The organism is Paenibacillus enshidis (assembly GCF_042136365.1).
Taxonomy (GTDB): Bacteria; Bacillota; Bacilli; order Paenibacillales; family Paenibacillaceae; genus Paenibacillus; species Paenibacillus enshidis.
In genome coordinates, this window is sequence record NZ_JBHHMI010000001.1 from 37,132 (window position 1) to 51,570 (window position 14,439).

Sequence of the window (14,439 nt, forward strand, 5' to 3'; positions counted from 1 at the left end):
CAACTCCTTTTCCGGCCTGCTTACGGGTGCTCATGACCGGCATCTGTCTGTACAATATGCTCCGCAATCATCCTGCCATGCCACCGTCCGGATTCGATGAACACTTCATTGGCGTTCCGTCCGGATGCGATTACGCCTGCGACATAAACGCCCGGTATGTTCGTCTCCATCGTTTCCGGGTTAAAAACGGGTTTATCCAAATCCTCAGCCAGCTGCACGCCGACCGATTCAAGCAGCTTGCGGTCCGGGCGGTAGCCGGTCATGGCAAGCACAAAGTCGTTGTCCAGCTTGAACTGGCTGCCATCATTGACGGTGACGGTAATATCGTGCGGGCTGATTTCTGTTACGCGAGAGCCAAGATGAAGGGTGATCTTTCCTTTGTTGACCAGGCTTTCAAACAGAGGTCTGACCCACGGTTTGATATGCTCGGATAAAACGACGCCCCTGTATACCATATCGATATGTGCACCTGCCTTGGTCAGTTCCATGGCTGCATCCACCGCGGAATTACTGCCGCCGATAATGGCGACACGGGTGCCTGTATACGGGTGTGCTTCCCTGAAATAGTGGGTTACCTTGTCCATATCCTCTCCGGGAATGCCGAGAACATTCGGATGGTCAAAATAACCTGTGGCCACAACGACATGGCGGGTCCGGTATTGGTTGGAATGCCCGCGTTTGTCTGCCGTATGCACAGTGAAGGTCCCGTCCGCTTCCTTGACGATGGAGCCAGCCTCCTCATAAGGACGAATGTCGAGCCCGTAATGTGCCGCTACCCTGCGGTAGTATGTAAGAGCTTCGTGCCGGAAAGGCTTGTCATTGGGGGAGCTGAAAGGGATGTCTCCGATTTCGAGCAGCTCGGCTGTGCTGAAAAACTGCATATTGGTCGGGTAAAGATAAATCGACTGCACAATATTGTGCTTCTCAATAATAAGCGGCTTCAACCCGCGCCGTCCGCATTCTATGGCCGCAGACAGACCGCAGGGGCCGCCGCCGATAATAATAATGTCTTCCACAGTATTACCTCCAAATAAAACAAAATTGCCCACGTTCGGCAAGCAATTTCATCCTACCTCATTCATAGAGCAAATGCCAGCCGGTTTCGCCCATTTAAGTTACAGAAAATGGTTGACAATGAACAAATGCTGTCATATTATTAGATATATATCTAATTAAAGGATCGTGAAAACAATACAGCTGGATAAAATCGTGAATTATCACAAGGCCCTGGCCGATCCGACAAGAATGCGCATTCTGCTGCTGCTGGCCGGAGAAGAGATGAACGGGCAGGCGCTCGCGGAGAAATTGAATCTGTCCCCGCCGACCGTCACGCATCATGCGGCGAAGCTGCGCGAAGCGGCGCTCGTCAAGGAGCGCAGGGACAAGAACACAGTATATTTTACGCTGAATGAGGATTTTATCAGACAAAATGCGGAAGCTTCCGTAAACTTCATATTCGGCAAAGGAGGCAGGGAAATGGAGAAAGAAGGAGTTCAAGAGCCGCTGGCCGCTTCCGTCATGCGTAATTTTTTCGCCAAGGATGGAAGGCTGCGCCAAATCCCGTCCCAGTACAAGAAGAAGCTGATCGTGCTGCAGCACCTGGCTGAACAGCTTGAACCGGGGCGAAAGTACAGTGAGCGTGAATTAAGCGATTGGATGAAAAATGTTCATGATGATTTTGCAACCCTGCGCCGTGAAATGATCATGCACCAGTTTATGTACAGGGAAAATGATATTTACGAACTGAACCCGCGGGAAATGTGGAGCAAATGGGAGGATGTCAGATAAACAAAATCAGCATTGACAAGAAAAGCCTGGAAGACGTATAATCAAGAAAATTTTGAAGGAGGCGATGTTATATGAGCAAGCACATCATCGGATTGGTTTTGCGTCGTAACGTCGTCTCCCTAACGGACACACTCGGGTAAGGCCGCAGTAGCGGTCTGCCCGCCGGTCGGTACCGACCGGACATCCGCAGGGAGCTATTCTCTGCGGATTTTTGCATTTTCCAGGCATCTTTATGCCTGTTTACAGGCCTATCAGGTCTTTTAATGCAGCCGCAGGAGCATCCCTGCGGTTTTTTTGTGCTTGTCCGCGAGGTTAGGGAGACGATAGCAGGAGCAGGAAATTGAACAGCAGCACGAAGTTGGAAAGCTAAAATGATCGGAGGACAAATATGCATTTGGAGAAATATGGCTGGTCGGAAACATGGCAGCAGCAATGGGAGCAGCTTGCGGCTGCGGCAGTTCGGGACATCGAACTAAAACCTGCCAGGGTAACCGCCGACTTTGGACAAAAAATGAAAATTATGACAAGTGAAGGCGAGCGCTGGGCGGCGCCTTCCGGTAAACTGCGCCATGATACGCTGGAAGCCGCCGAACTGCCGGCAGTCGGGGATTGGGTGGCGGCCGCTTATTCGGCTACGGCCGACGATGCCGTTATTCATGCCATGCTCCCGCGCAAGAGCCGCATATCGAGGCAGGCTGCGGGATTTGAGACGAAGGAACAGATTATCGCTGCCAATGTGGATACGCTGTTTTTGGTGCAGGCGCTGAACGGGGATTTTAATGTGCGGAGAATGGAGCGTTATCTCGTGATGGCCTGGAACAGCGGCGTTGATCCGGTCATCGTGTTGAGCAAAAGCGACCTTTGTCCAGACCCGGACGGATATGTGGCGCAGATGGAAATGGCGGCGCCGGGAGTTCCGGTGCTGATCGTATCAGCCTGGGACGGAAGAGGAAGAGATCAACTCGAAGCGTACTTGCGGAAGGGGCGGACGGTGGCTTTAACCGGCTCGTCAGGCTGCGGAAAATCGACGATCGTAAACTGGCTGTCAGGGGAAGAGCTTCAGGCAACCCAGGGCATAAGGGAGGATGACAGCAGGGGGCGGCATACGACGACACACCGGCAGCTGTTTCCGCTGCTGCATGATGCCGTCCTGGTCGATACGCCGGGGATGCGGGAGCTTAGCCTGTGGAGCGATGAGAGCAGTACGGAAGCTGCGTTTACCGATATTGAAAGCCTGGCGGCGCAATGCAGGTTTGCGGATTGCCGGCATATGCGTGAGGAAGGTTGTGCCGTGAAGGAAGCGGTCAGCAGTGGAGCGCTCTCCGCACCGAGGCTGGACAGCTACAGAAAGATGAAGCGGGAGCTGGAATATCAGAACCGCAAAGAGAAGGAAAAAGCCCGTAAAGCCAAAGCGGGGAAAGCCTCCCGTTCCTACGGCTCAACAGGCTGGCGGCACGACATGGAGTGGTAAGGACATTTGCGGTGATCTGTCATAGGATAAGGCAGAAGGGGGTAAGACCATGCCGAATTACAGCATTACTGTAGACCTGTCGGATCATCGCTTATATCTGATGGACGGAGGACGGGTCGTCAAAAGCTATCCGGTTGGAATCGGCAAAATAGCCACGCAGACCCCTCATGGACGATTTACCATTGTGAACAAACAGAAGAATCCGGGAGGCGCCTTTGGTGCCTTCTGGATGGGGCTTTCGGCTCCCCACTACGGCATACACGGCACCAATGCACCGTGGAGCATCGGACACTCGGTGTCTCACGGCTGCATCCGTATGCAGAACAGCGATGTATTGGAGCTGGCAGGAATGGTGGGGGTGGGCACACCTGTAGCCATCCGCCCGTAACAGATCATACAGCCTGTTTGGGCGCATAAGGGAGGTTACTTAAGACCATGCTATATGCAGAAAACGGGCAGGGGAGAATCCGGACGGATTCTCCCCTGTTTGCGTGATATAATTTTAGTAGAGTGACAGAGCCAGTGAGTCATTCTCGCTAACGCTGTGCAGAATGGCTTCGCCGCCAATGACTTCAATGCTGATCAGAGAGTTCAGGCATTTTTGCAGAGCGCGCTTGCCTGTCGCAATTTTGTTTTCCAGCGTGTTGGACAGCAATCTTAATGTCTTTTGGACAGGCTGTTTGTTTTCTTGATTAATATACACAGGAATTTTTTTGTTTTGGAAGATTATTAGTGTTCTCATAGAAATCACCTCACTGGAGTTATTTCATAGTACTGATTGTAGATTCTGTTGCTTAAAAATACCTTAAAAATACCTTATAAAAACATAAAGGTCAGAAAATTTTACAAACTGTTCACATTTAGCTTTGAAAATAAAGAAATAAAACTATAGTCTCTTCCAGTATTAAAAAATATACCATTAGTCTTATGATATATGCTTAAGTGGGTAGTTTGTAACAAATTGACAGAATGAAAGCGGTCATGTAAAGTTACATTAATAGTTTTTATCACCTGAAATAACGGGAGGGGAGTCTATGATCCTGACCGTGCTTGCGGGAAGACAGGAGACCGATTGGTTCGATATAGAAGTGGATGATGTATATGCCGTGCAGCATTTAAAGCTGATGCTCGGCCTGCGCATATTTGGAGAAGCGCCCGGAGAAGGCGTACAATATATTATGGAGGCCAAATTTCCCGAAGGGCTGTGGTTTCCGGTGGAGGATCACCAGCATCTGACCGGGGCAGGCCTGCGTGAGGGCTGCATGATCCGCATTCAGCGCGCTTTTTCTACTACTGAAGAAGAGGCGCCTGTATTTGGACGCAGATCCCTGTTTCAAAATGCGCAAAATGGGTAATATCACTGCAGATCAAGCTAAAACTGGGTACTGCTGATCAACTTTCAGGAACCTGAGAATGGAAAGGGGGACTTTTGACGTGAACGCTTTGTATCAACGATCCCCGCGAATCCGCCCCGCTCTGTATGATGAGAAGCTGGAAATTTTGCGGCCCCCGGCCGAACCGGGCAAGCCTACGTTTTCCATGATATCCCTCATTATTCCTTTAATAATGACCCTGGCTACAGTCGGTTTTTATATATATATGAGCAGAACAGGGAAAATGGGCAACAGCAATTATTTTATGTTTCAGATGCTGACACTCTTCATGATGGTTTCCTCTTATACCATTCCATTTTTTGTATACCTGCATAACAAAAAAGAATACCGGCTCAAGCTTGCGGAACGGGACCGCATGTACAGACAGCAGCTGCAGAAGCACCGGGAGCAGCTTGAGGAGAAGAAGAAGGAGCAGGTCCGCATTTTATATGAAATTCACGGCGATCCGCAAGGCTGCACCCAGATTGTGAAAAGCCGCAGCAGCTCGCTTTGGGAACGTTCGCCGGAGGATGATGATTTTTTGCAGGTGCGAATCGGAACGGGGGAGGTTCCTTTTCACATCAAGGTGCAGGTTCCCCGTGCGGAAGGATATGAACGTGAACCGCTGCTGGAAGCGGCCCATGAACTGGCTGATGATTTTCAGACGGTGGAGGATGCTTCGATTGCGCTTCCCCTGTATCAATCCAAAGTCATAGGCATTGTTGGCGAGCGTACAAATACGCTGGCTGCGCTGCGGGTTATCATGTCCCAGATCGCTGTCAGGCATTCGCCCGATGAGGTGAAGGTGGCGGCTTTTTATAATGAGCGCGAGCAGCAGGAGTGGAGCTGGATGCGCTGGCTGCCCCATGTGTGGGATGATGACCGCTCTCAGCGCATGATGTCAGATCGGAACAGCAGCGCTCACCAGCTGGCCGATGATCTGTTTTCACGTTTAAACCGCCGTAGGAACCGCAAGGATCGTGTGGGCAGAAATATGGAGATTCCATGTTATGTAGTCGTGCTCTCAGATGCACAGCTGATTGAGGAGGAACCGCTTCTTCCTCTGCTGCTGGAAGACGGGGCGTATGCGGACAGCTGCACCATCGTGCTTGCCTCACGCAAGGAGGCCTTGCCGATGCAGTGTCAGCTGATCGTCGAAGCAGGACCGGAAAACGGGGTGTATACCCTGAAGACGGAGTCGTCGAATATTACACAAAAGAGCTTCCGTATGGACTGGCTTACTGTGGACGAAGCCGGTGTCCTGGCCAGATACATGGCCCCGATCCGACTTAAGCGCTCTTCCGCTTCCGATATCCCACCCGTACTCACGCTGTTTGATATGATGGGGGTAGAACGGGTAGAAGAATTGAACGTGCTGTCCAGATGGCGGGAAATGAGACATCCGGATACGCTGCCTGTTCCTATGGGGGTTCGCGCAGGCGGCAAGAAAATTATGATTAATCTGCACGATAAGATTGAAAGGCAGGGGCACGGTCCGCACGGTCTGCTTGCCGGGACTACCGGTTCAGGCAAAAGCGAGGTGTTGCAGTCCGTCGTCGCATCCCTTGCCGCCGAGTTTCACCCTCATGATCTGGCTTTCATGCTTATCGACTATAAGGGTGGCGGCATGTCCAACACATTCGTTGATCTTCCTCATGTTGTCGGCACGATTACGAATCTGGACAGCAATCTGATCGAGCGGGCCAAGATTTCATTGAAGGCAGAGCTTGTGCGCAGGCAAAAAATACTGAATGAGGCAGGTAACCTGCAGCATATCGACGAGTACTACAGGCTTCTGCGCCAGCGCCATGCACAGCCGCTTCCGCATTTGGTCATTATCATTGATGAGTTTGCGCAGCTCAAAAAAGACCAGCCTGAATTTATGGATGAATTGATCAGCATTGCGGCCATTGGCCGGACCTTGGGGGTACATCTTATTTTGGCGACCCAGAAGCCGGCAGGCGTGATCGATGACAAAATATGGAGCAACTCGCGGTTCCGCATCTGCCTGCGTGTCCAGAGCGAAGGCGACAGCCGCGATATGATCAAAATTCCGAATGCCGCCTGGATTACGAAGCCAGGCAGAGGTTATTTCCAGGTGGGCAGCGATGAGGTATTTGAGGAGCTGCAGTTTGCATGGAGCGGCGCGCCCTACCGGGTCCATAACGGCAGCCCCAAGGTGCTGCCGGTGAATGAGGTCCGCCTGAACGGCAAGCGGGAGCCGTTGTTAACTGGCGATCGGGCGGCAACGGCTTTGCAGGGCGGTGAACCGCCCAAGCAGCTCCAGGTCATGATCGACTATATCGCTGCCCAGGCTGCAGCGGCGGGCATCGAACGGCTGCAGGGACCATGGCTGCCACCCCTGCCGGAAATGCTCGATTTGACGGCACTGCCCGCAAAGGGCGCCGAAAATGGCCTGTATGGGCCGGCAGAATTGCGGCCGGTCGCGGGTCTTGTGGACGATCTGCCCAACCAGCGGCAGGAGCCGCTTCATATTGCCATGGATCAGGGACATTGGGCGGTATACGGAATGCCCGGGATGGGCAAGACGACCTTTGTGCAAACCCTGCTTGTATCCATGGCGCGTGCTTATACGCCGGACCAATGGAACGGCTATATTATCGATATGGGACGTATGATGCGCGATTTTACGGACTTGCCGCACATAGGCGGGGTCATGATGGGCGAGGAGGAGGACCGCATCAAGCGGCTGTTCCGCTTCCTGTTCAAATTGTCTGCACAGCGTAAGGAACTTATCGCCGAGTCCGGCGTCAAAACAATAAACGCTTACCGGCGTTCCGCCGCAGGCACTGTGCCGCAAATTGTGGTCATTATTGACGGTTATTCGAGTTTCAGGAATGCATATCCAGAAGAAAACGAGCTTCTCGAGGCTGTTCTCCGTGAAGGAGGAAGTCTGGGGATTACGTTTGTCATTACGGCCAACCGCATCACCGACCTGTTCGAGAAATTCCGCAGCAACATTCCGAATGCTGTAAGCTATGAGCTGGCGGATCCAAGCGATTATTATTATGCTGTTGGCAGGCCTGCCAAAACACCGGGACCGCTTACTCCCGGCAGGGGGCTTATCAAGGGGCAGACGCCACCGCTGGAGTTCCAGACGGCGCTGCCTGCGGTTGGTGAAGATGAAGCCAAGCGTTCGGCCGAGCTGCGCCGGAGCATTGCCTATGCGGGACAGGCATGGAAGGGAGAAAGGGCGCCTGCCATTCTTCCTCTGCCCAACAAGGTTCCACTGTCCGGGCTCATCCGTTCATGGAAGCGCACCGAGGGAATGGAAAGGGAGTATCCGTTCCAGGTGCCTGTTGCGATACATATCGACGATCTCGCGCCATTTCTACTGAATTTGAAGGAAGGCCCGCATTTTATTGTGGGAAGTCCGATGGAGGGCGGGAAAACGTCATTCCTGCTCACCTGGATGCTGTCGCTGGCCTATTATAATTCCCCGGACAAGCTTGAGATGTATACGGTGGACACTAGGTACGGAGGAGGGGGGCTGTCCAGGCTCCGGCATCTCCCTCATGTGAAGGCGGCAGCGGAAAGCGAAGAGGAGCTTGCTCCTCTGGTGGCCATGCTTTATGAAGCCGTTCAGCGCAGGACGAAGGACGGGAGTGATCCCGAGTTGCTCCTCATCATTGACGATGCGGACCTGCTCAGTAAACAGTTAAATGATTTCACGGTCAAGGATCAGCTTACCTCTATCGTCCGTCTGGGACGGGACCGCAACGTGCATGTGGTGCTTTCCGGAGTGCCTCAGGATTTTCCAACGTTCGGTGTGGATTGGTTCAATGATGTGAAGGCAAGCCAGAGCGGGGTCCTTTTTGGAACCCTTGATCCCAACGATTTATCCTTCTTCCGCATCCCTTATTCAGAGTCCAATAACGGCTCGGGAGGGTTGAAAGTCCTGCCTCCGGGGCAGGGATATTACATCAGACGCAAATTCAGCAGGATTAAAGGGGCAATTCCTTTTGATGAGGGGCATAGCTGTGAGGATTGGATCGTTGAAATTCGTGACCGATGGCATGTTGTAGTTTGAAGGGAGGTGGCACATAATGTTAACGTTTCAGGTTTCCCAACAGAAACTGATTACGCTGAAGTCCAAAGAGTTGTTTTTTCTGGCCGGTGTATTGGGGTCCAACAGATTGCTTGGCGTTGAAGATCCATTTCAAGGATTTCTTGCGGAAGAATTGACGGCGGAGTGGGATTTGGTGAAAGCTTCCCTGATGGACAAGGGCTATCTTCGCCAGGTAGAGGACGGGGGAGAGCTTGCCATCCCGCCGACTGTTTTTTCCAGAGTTGCTATTGCGGGTCTTTCCAGCAGAGCATGCCGGTACAGATATACGAAGGATGGCGCACAGTTAGAAGGATATCTTCACTGTACCAACGAAAGAGTGGTTGAATTGTCACCCTCCGAGGAAATGGACGACGAATACCGGCTCAGCGATCTTGGAGACGTGACAGCGGCTTGTGACACACTGACGGATAAAATGGGATGGCGTGAACAGGCTCAGGAAGAAGTGCCTGCCCTTATGTTTTCCCAAAAAAAATTCCGCGAGATCTATGATCTTGCCGGAAAAGAAGATACACAATTTCTCGCTTCGAGCTTTTCGGAAGCAAGCGGTGATCCGGAAGGCTCGCTGAAGCTGGCGCAAACGCTAAATGCGAGAATTTCGGACGGAGAGCTGCAACTGCTGGTTTGGAATGGGCGGGAATGGGAGGCACAGCGGGCTGCTTTTGCCGTGAGTGAATCCATGAGCTGGCTGTTCCGAATGAGTTCGGGCGGTAACGGGGATTGGCTGATTGCCACATTAACGACACGTGCTCAGTTTGTTGATTTGCTTTTAAATTGGTTAAGACAGTCTGCAGGTGCAGAGGAAAGGTGATGTACATGCGCATTCGTGTGGAGCCGGATGTGCTTCGGACGCTGAGTGGCCAGCTACAGAACGCGGCGGAGCAGATTCAACAGATTACAGGCGGGCTGGAGCAAACGCTGCAGTCTTTGGAATGGGACATGTCTGCCCGTGAGGCAGTCATGGATCAGTGGAGACAGGGCAAACGTTTGTCCGAGCAAATTCATGTTTGCCTGCGGATGCTTGGTTCGCAGCTGAACAGCAAGGCGGATCAGTTTCAGGCGGCTGATCAGAGCTATAATACGATTTTGGGCAGCATGAATCTGGGCCGGCCGGCCGCTCTCTTTCAGCAGACCATTAGCGCTAGCCCTTCCATCCTGTCCGACTCGGATCAAAATGCAAGCCGCATCTCCGATCCACTGTCCGTGATCAGTGTTATTGGGGGAAAGGGAGCCGAATCGGATGCGCAGGTGAGCGACAGCATTCTTAAGATGGCTTCGTTGCAGCAACCGCAGGATTGGCGTTTTTCCGACCCAAGCAGCAATAGAAACGCACCTGAGGCTTCACTTTAGATTAACGTGAAGAAACAAAGTGCGAAATATCGGTCTTTGGTATGCATAATAACGACAAAAGTCGAGAAAATGACTCGAATCATGGGGGTAATTTGGATTAGGTCCTTCGCCATTTGTGACATGAAACAGTACTATAGTACAATTAAATCCATACATTACATTGCCAAACATTTTTTTTGAATTCTTAAGGAGGACTCATTACAATGGCAGGAGGCATTTTAATTACCCCGGAGCAGGTTGATCAGGTGGCAAACCAGTTTAAGCAGAGCAGTGAGCAAAGCCAGCAAATCGTTTCCAGCCTGAATCTGTCTATTCAAGGTATGGAAGGCCAATGGGATGGGATGACAAAGCAGCGCTTCTTCCAGGAGTTCCAGGAGGCCAGTAAGCAAATGCAGTCTTTTGTTCAAACACTGAACAGCATCAGCCAGGAACTGACGGCCATCGCCAATAAATTCCGTACGGTCGACCAAGCGAAATAATTATCGTTTCTCGGATTGCAAGAGAAGCTTTGAAGATATTGCTGTTTATTATATAATGCTAGTAATGAAGTTTAGCAAGAAAACCGGGCGCTCCTAGGACACCCGGTTTTCTTGCCATGCAGGATAATAATCTCGCTTCCGCATGAACCTGATTCAATCAAAAGAGAGGGATGTCGCATGTCTTTTCAACCCAATCCAGGAGACGAACTGATCATAAACGATGAGGTCTATGTTGTCGGCAGCCACCCGGCGGCACCCGGTCTTGCTTACGCACAGGCTGGCAGACAAGGCATTGTTTATCAGCTTCTGGATAAAAGCGGAGTGCCGCATAAGGCCAAAGCTTTGAAGGTATTTTTTCCGAAATTCCGAATTCCTGCTATGGTGTACCAATCCGAGTACATGGAATCTTATGGTGATATTCCAGGCTTGCAGGTCTGTAAACGCGACGTGCTCACTCCAGAAAGGAACGGAGATTTAATTGCGGAACAGCCGGATCTGCTGTACGCGGTGTTAATGCCATGGGTTTATGGGAAAACCTGGTTTGACTGCCTCACCGAGCAAAACCGGCTTGAACCGTCCGACAGTCTTGCGCTGGCCAAATCGCTTGCTGCCATTGGCTCTGCCATGGAGCAAAAAGGGGTGGCGCATTGTGATTTGTCCGCACCTAATGTAATGATTCCGTTTTTTTCTGAAGTTGAACTGCCTGAAGGAGTATCTCCGGTTGAGCTGGTGGATGTCGAGCAAATGTACAGCACGAAAATGGATCGGCCCGACACGCTGCTTGCAGGCTCGCCAGGATACGCCGCCCACAGAACGGTGCACAGCGGCTTGTGGAGCGCATATGCAGACCGCTTTGCAGGTGCCGTCATTATTGCTGAAATGCTGGGCTGGTCGGATCAAACCGTGGTGGACAGAGCCTGGGGGGAAAGCTATTTCGATCAGCTCGAAACGCAGACCCCGTGTGAGCGCTATTACATCCTGCGCAAATCGCTTGAATCCCGCTGGGGCAGCCGCTTGTCCGAGTTGTTCGTAAGAGCGTGGGAAAGTCAGGATCTCAGCAGCTGTCCTACCTTCGGTGAATGGCTTGTCGTCCTGAATTCGCTTTCGGCCGAGCAGATTCCATCCGTTATACCAGTTGAACCGGAACCGGAGAAGGAGGCACCCGTCTTAGCGGGGGCCGTGGCGTCCGCCGAAGTCTCTCCCGTTGTGGCATCGCCCGCAGTCCCGGAAGGCGCGCGTGGAGATAAAGAAATCATAGATCGTTTGTTCCGGCAGGCACGGGAGCTGGAGGAAGCCGGCAAGCCGGAAGCTGCTCTTGAGGTATATCGCTCGCTTTATCATTTTACCGAAGAAGGAAGCCCGCTTCAGGTGGAAGTGCAGGCCGCCATTCAGGGTCTGGAGCAGCAACTTGATCCGTCGCATCCGGCTGAACCGGTCAAGCCGGTCTGGCATCGCTCCAAGAAAGTGATGATTTCTGCAGCGGCAGCCATTGTTATATTGGCCGGAACCATTCCGACGGTACAAATTTTGGCCGATCGGGCAAATACGAAGCAACTGGAAGCGGCCAGGCTTGCCGAGGAACAGAAGAAGCAGGAGGCCCAGTGGCAGGCTGAGGAGGCGGTCAGGCTGAAGGCGGAGGAAGAGCGGAAGGCCAAGGAAGCCGAGGCGTTCGCGCTTGCCGAGAAGAAAGCCGCAGAAGAAAAGGCGCAGCAGGAGGCCGCTGCCGCCGAGCAGGCCAAAAATGAAGCTGAACTCGCAGCACAGGAGAAGCAGCAGCAGGAGGTTGCCAAGCAGGAGCTTCAATCCAAGTACGACCGGCAGGCCAAGTATGAGCAATATCTTGTCTGGAAGAAAGAGCGTGACGAGCGTCTGGCTGCCGAAGCTGCTGCTGAAGAGAAAAGAAAGGCCGAGGAGGCAACGGCTGCCGCCAAAGCAAACCAGGCTGCGGCCAAGGTAGCGGTTGAACGCAAAGAGAAGGTGCTGAACCTCATTTCCCTGTATAACAAAGCATACAGCTCGCAGGAAGGCGGCAGAGAGGATAAAGCGCGCAGCTTCGCCACCCAGTTCGCCAAGCTGTATGAAACGAATTCTTCTTATTTTCATACCGTTGGAGAAATGGGATACCGGGCCACATCTGTTTATAAATATTTAAGCGACAGTGATTTCAGGCTGCCGAAAATCTAGCAACGCTTGACCGAGGTGACAATAGTCGTATGAACTACAGTATTCAGGCATCCCAACGCACCCCTGCCTTAATTATTTATTTGGTAGATATCAGTGCCTCCATGAATATGCTTATGGATGGAAGGCGGCGTATGGACGTCGTCTATGAGGCGCTTTCTCTGGCGATACGCCAGATGGTTTTCCGGTCCACCAAGGGCAACAGGCTTACTCCAAGGTACCGGATCGCGCTTTTGGCATACAGTGATGACGTTTATGATTTGCTGAACGGAATTAAAGGCATTGACGAGATTGCCGCCATCGGTTCGCTGCCGGATTTGACGCCGAAGCGGTTCTCGGATTCCGCCAAGGCGTTTTTGCAGGCTGAACGGATTTTACAGGCTGAAATCCCCCATATGAAGGATTGTCCGGCACCCTTGGTATGTCATATGACGGACGGTGTATCCACGGGTGATGATCCGGAGCCGATTGCCAAAAGAATTATGAATATGAGCGTGCCTGACGGGAATGTGCTCGTGGAAAATATCTTCATATCCGACAAGCTGCTGGATGCCCCGATTCCGGAACCGCGCCGCTGGAAAGGTATTACGGCCGAAACGATGCTGCAGGACGAGCATGCGAACAAGCTGAGAAACATGTCCTCCGTCCTGCCTGAAAGCTACCGGGAAATGATGTTCGAAGCCGACTACCAACTCGGCAAAGGCGCAATGATGATGCTGCCGGGGACATGTGCCGAGCTGGTGTCCATCGGATTCCAGATGTCGGCTGCCACACCTGTAAGGTAAGGAGGTTATGGCATGAAGCCACTGCTGTCCCTGCTCTCCATGGTCAAAAAAAGAGGGGATTTGATGAAGCGAGACTGTTTTACTTATATAAGCTCCCAAACCTCAGAACAGCCGCTCAGCAGTTATGAAAGCAGATTCCGCTGCCGATACGGTTATGGCCGTTCGTCCGACTCTGCGAATGCAGGAGAAAGCGGTCAGGACTTTGCCGCCCTCCAAATGGAAGGTCCCGTGTGCACCTTTGTGTTATGCGACGGAGTGGGGATGAGCTACCGCGGGGAGTTCGCGGCTCGTTATCTGGGGCAATCCCTGCTGGATTGGCTTAATGCCGATACCGAGTTGAACCCTGCACGCCTGAACGAATGTCTTCGGCTGTGGGCTGTGTCTGCAGCGGAAGAGCTGGAGAAAGAACCGATCCCCCATAGGTCGGATCTGCTTCGCAATGTACTTGAAGAGAAACGCAGGCAGGGCAGCCAAACGATGTACATATGCGGTAGAATCGAGCTTCCGTCCCGTGGAAGGAAAGGGAAAATGACGCTGGCCTGGCAAGGGGATTCCCGGATCAGGCTGTGGAAGGGCACGGAGGAAGCTGGGGATATTTTCGGGGATACATTCCGCACCGCAGAGCGTTGGTCAACGGTCCGCGGGCCAGTAGGCGGGCAGCCGCACTGGTATGAGACCAGACTGTCGGCGGGGGAACAGATGAGACTACAGATTTATACGGACGGCTTGGCCGACCTCGACCCGATCCGGGAGCAGCTTCCGGATGACCAGATTCAAATTCTGCTTGATTCCAGACACACGGATGGTCTGGATGATGACGCTGCCTTTCTTGAGCTGCAGTGGAATGAATAACCTGAGTATGAGCTAACGCCGGCAGCATAAATCCGCTGCCGGCGTTTTTTGCACAAAGTTAAGTAGTGTAGTA

At 52.4% G+C, this 14,439-nt stretch carries 13 protein-coding genes; 11 read left to right on the plus strand and 2 right to left on the minus strand.

Going from position 1 to position 14,439, the window contains the following annotated elements; translation table 11 throughout:
• Window positions 1-20: 20 nt before the first annotated feature.
• On the minus strand, window positions 21-1,016 hold the full coding sequence (locus tag ACE41H_RS00140) for a YpdA family putative bacillithiol disulfide reductase (protein ID WP_375352398.1): 996 nt from the start codon (window positions 1,014-1,016) through the stop codon (window positions 21-23).
• Window positions 1,017-1,191: 175 nt separating this feature from the next.
• On the opposite strand from ACE41H_RS00140, the gene ACE41H_RS00145 reads away from it, so the two are divergent.
• The 3 genes from ACE41H_RS00145 (at window position 1,192) to ACE41H_RS00155 (ending at window position 3,647) form a co-directional block, all read left to right on the plus strand.
• A complete protein-coding gene (locus ACE41H_RS00145; protein ID WP_375353127.1) occupies window positions 1,192-1,788 on the plus strand; it encodes a DUF2087 domain-containing protein in 597 nt (198 codons plus the stop codon).
• Between the two features lie 388 nt (window positions 1,789-2,176).
• Window positions 2,177-3,259, plus strand: a complete 1,083-nt coding sequence (rsgA, locus tag ACE41H_RS00150; RefSeq protein WP_375352400.1) for a ribosome small subunit-dependent GTPase A — start codon at window positions 2,177-2,179, stop codon at window positions 3,257-3,259.
• Window positions 3,260-3,308: 49 nt separating this feature from the next.
• A complete protein-coding gene (locus ACE41H_RS00155; RefSeq protein WP_375352402.1) occupies window positions 3,309-3,647 on the plus strand; it encodes a L,D-transpeptidase in 339 nt (112 codons plus the stop codon).
• A gap of 114 nt (window positions 3,648-3,761) precedes the next feature.
• Here the strand turns inward: ACE41H_RS00155 and ACE41H_RS00160 are convergent, their stop codons facing one another.
• Window positions 3,762-4,001 (minus strand): hypothetical protein, encoded by a 240-nt coding sequence (locus tag ACE41H_RS00160; RefSeq protein ID WP_375352403.1) that lies wholly within the window; start codon window positions 3,999-4,001, stop codon window positions 3,762-3,764.
• Between the two features lie 292 nt (window positions 4,002-4,293).
• Here ACE41H_RS00160 and ACE41H_RS00165 point away from each other — a divergent pair, with 292 nt between their 5' ends.
• The 8 genes from ACE41H_RS00165 (at window position 4,294) to ACE41H_RS00200 (ending at window position 14,366) form a co-directional block, all read left to right on the plus strand.
• Window positions 4,294-4,614: a hypothetical protein gene (locus ACE41H_RS00165; protein WP_375352405.1), complete on the plus strand. Its 321-nt coding sequence runs from the start codon at window positions 4,294-4,296 to the stop codon at window positions 4,612-4,614.
• Window positions 4,615-4,693: 79 nt separating this feature from the next.
• Window positions 4,694-8,683, plus strand: coding sequence for a type VII secretion protein EssC (essC, locus tag ACE41H_RS00170; protein WP_375352406.1), 3,990 nt, complete (start codon window positions 4,694-4,696; stop codon window positions 8,681-8,683).
• 16 nt (window positions 8,684-8,699) lie between these two features.
• Entirely contained in the window at window positions 8,700-9,530 is an 831-nt protein-coding gene (locus tag ACE41H_RS00175) for a hypothetical protein (protein ID WP_375352407.1), read from the plus strand.
• Window positions 9,530-10,069, plus strand: coding sequence for a WXG100 family type VII secretion target (locus tag ACE41H_RS00180; protein WP_375353128.1), 540 nt, complete (start codon window positions 9,530-9,532; stop codon window positions 10,067-10,069). The genes ACE41H_RS00175 and ACE41H_RS00180 overlap by 1 nt, the downstream gene beginning before the upstream one ends.
• Window positions 10,070-10,272: 203 nt before the next feature.
• Window positions 10,273-10,548 carry a WXG100 family type VII secretion target gene (locus ACE41H_RS00185; protein ID WP_375352409.1) on the plus strand — a complete coding sequence of 92 codons (276 nt, stop codon included), beginning with the start codon at window positions 10,273-10,275 and terminating at the stop codon, window positions 10,546-10,548.
• 177 nt (window positions 10,549-10,725) lie between these two features.
• A complete protein-coding gene (locus ACE41H_RS00190) occupies window positions 10,726-12,732 on the plus strand; it encodes a serine/threonine-protein kinase (RefSeq protein ID WP_375352411.1) in 2,007 nt (668 codons plus the stop codon).
• 29 nt (window positions 12,733-12,761) lie between these two features.
• The gene (locus tag ACE41H_RS00195) at window positions 12,762-13,514 is read left to right on the plus strand and encodes a vWA domain-containing protein (RefSeq protein WP_375352413.1); all 753 of its coding nucleotides are present in this window, start codon (window positions 12,762-12,764) and stop codon (window positions 13,512-13,514) included.
• Between the two features lie 12 nt (window positions 13,515-13,526).
• Entirely contained in the window at window positions 13,527-14,366 is an 840-nt protein-coding gene (locus ACE41H_RS00200; protein ID WP_375352414.1) for a hypothetical protein, read from the plus strand.
• The last annotated feature ends 73 nt before the right edge of the window (window positions 14,367-14,439 follow it).

Coding starts and splice junctions, on each gene's coding strand:
- ACE41H_RS00185 (WP_375352409.1), top strand. CDS start 10,273: ATGGCAGGAGGCATTTTAATTACCCCGGAGCAGGTTGATCAGGTGGCA.
- ACE41H_RS00165 (WP_375352405.1), top strand. CDS start 4,294: ATGATCCTGACCGTGCTTGCGGGAAGACAGGAGACCGATTGGTTCGAT.
- ACE41H_RS00155 (WP_375352402.1), top strand. CDS start 3,309: ATGCCGAATTACAGCATTACTGTAGACCTGTCGGATCATCGCTTATAT.
- ACE41H_RS00195 (WP_375352413.1), top strand. CDS start 12,762: ATGAACTACAGTATTCAGGCATCCCAACGCACCCCTGCCTTAATTATT.
- ACE41H_RS00190 (WP_375352411.1), top strand. CDS start 10,726: ATGTCTTTTCAACCCAATCCAGGAGACGAACTGATCATAAACGATGAG.
- ACE41H_RS00175 (WP_375352407.1), top strand. CDS start 8,700: ATGTTAACGTTTCAGGTTTCCCAACAGAAACTGATTACGCTGAAGTCC.
- ACE41H_RS00180 (WP_375353128.1), top strand. CDS start 9,530: ATGTACATGCGCATTCGTGTGGAGCCGGATGTGCTTCGGACGCTGAGT.
- rsgA (WP_375352400.1), top strand. CDS start 2,177: ATGCATTTGGAGAAATATGGCTGGTCGGAAACATGGCAGCAGCAATGG.
- ACE41H_RS00160 (WP_375352403.1), bottom strand. CDS start 4,001: ATGAGAACACTAATAATCTTCCAAAACAAAAAAATTCCTGTGTATATT.
- ACE41H_RS00200 (WP_375352414.1), top strand. CDS start 13,527: ATGAAGCCACTGCTGTCCCTGCTCTCCATGGTCAAAAAAAGAGGGGAT.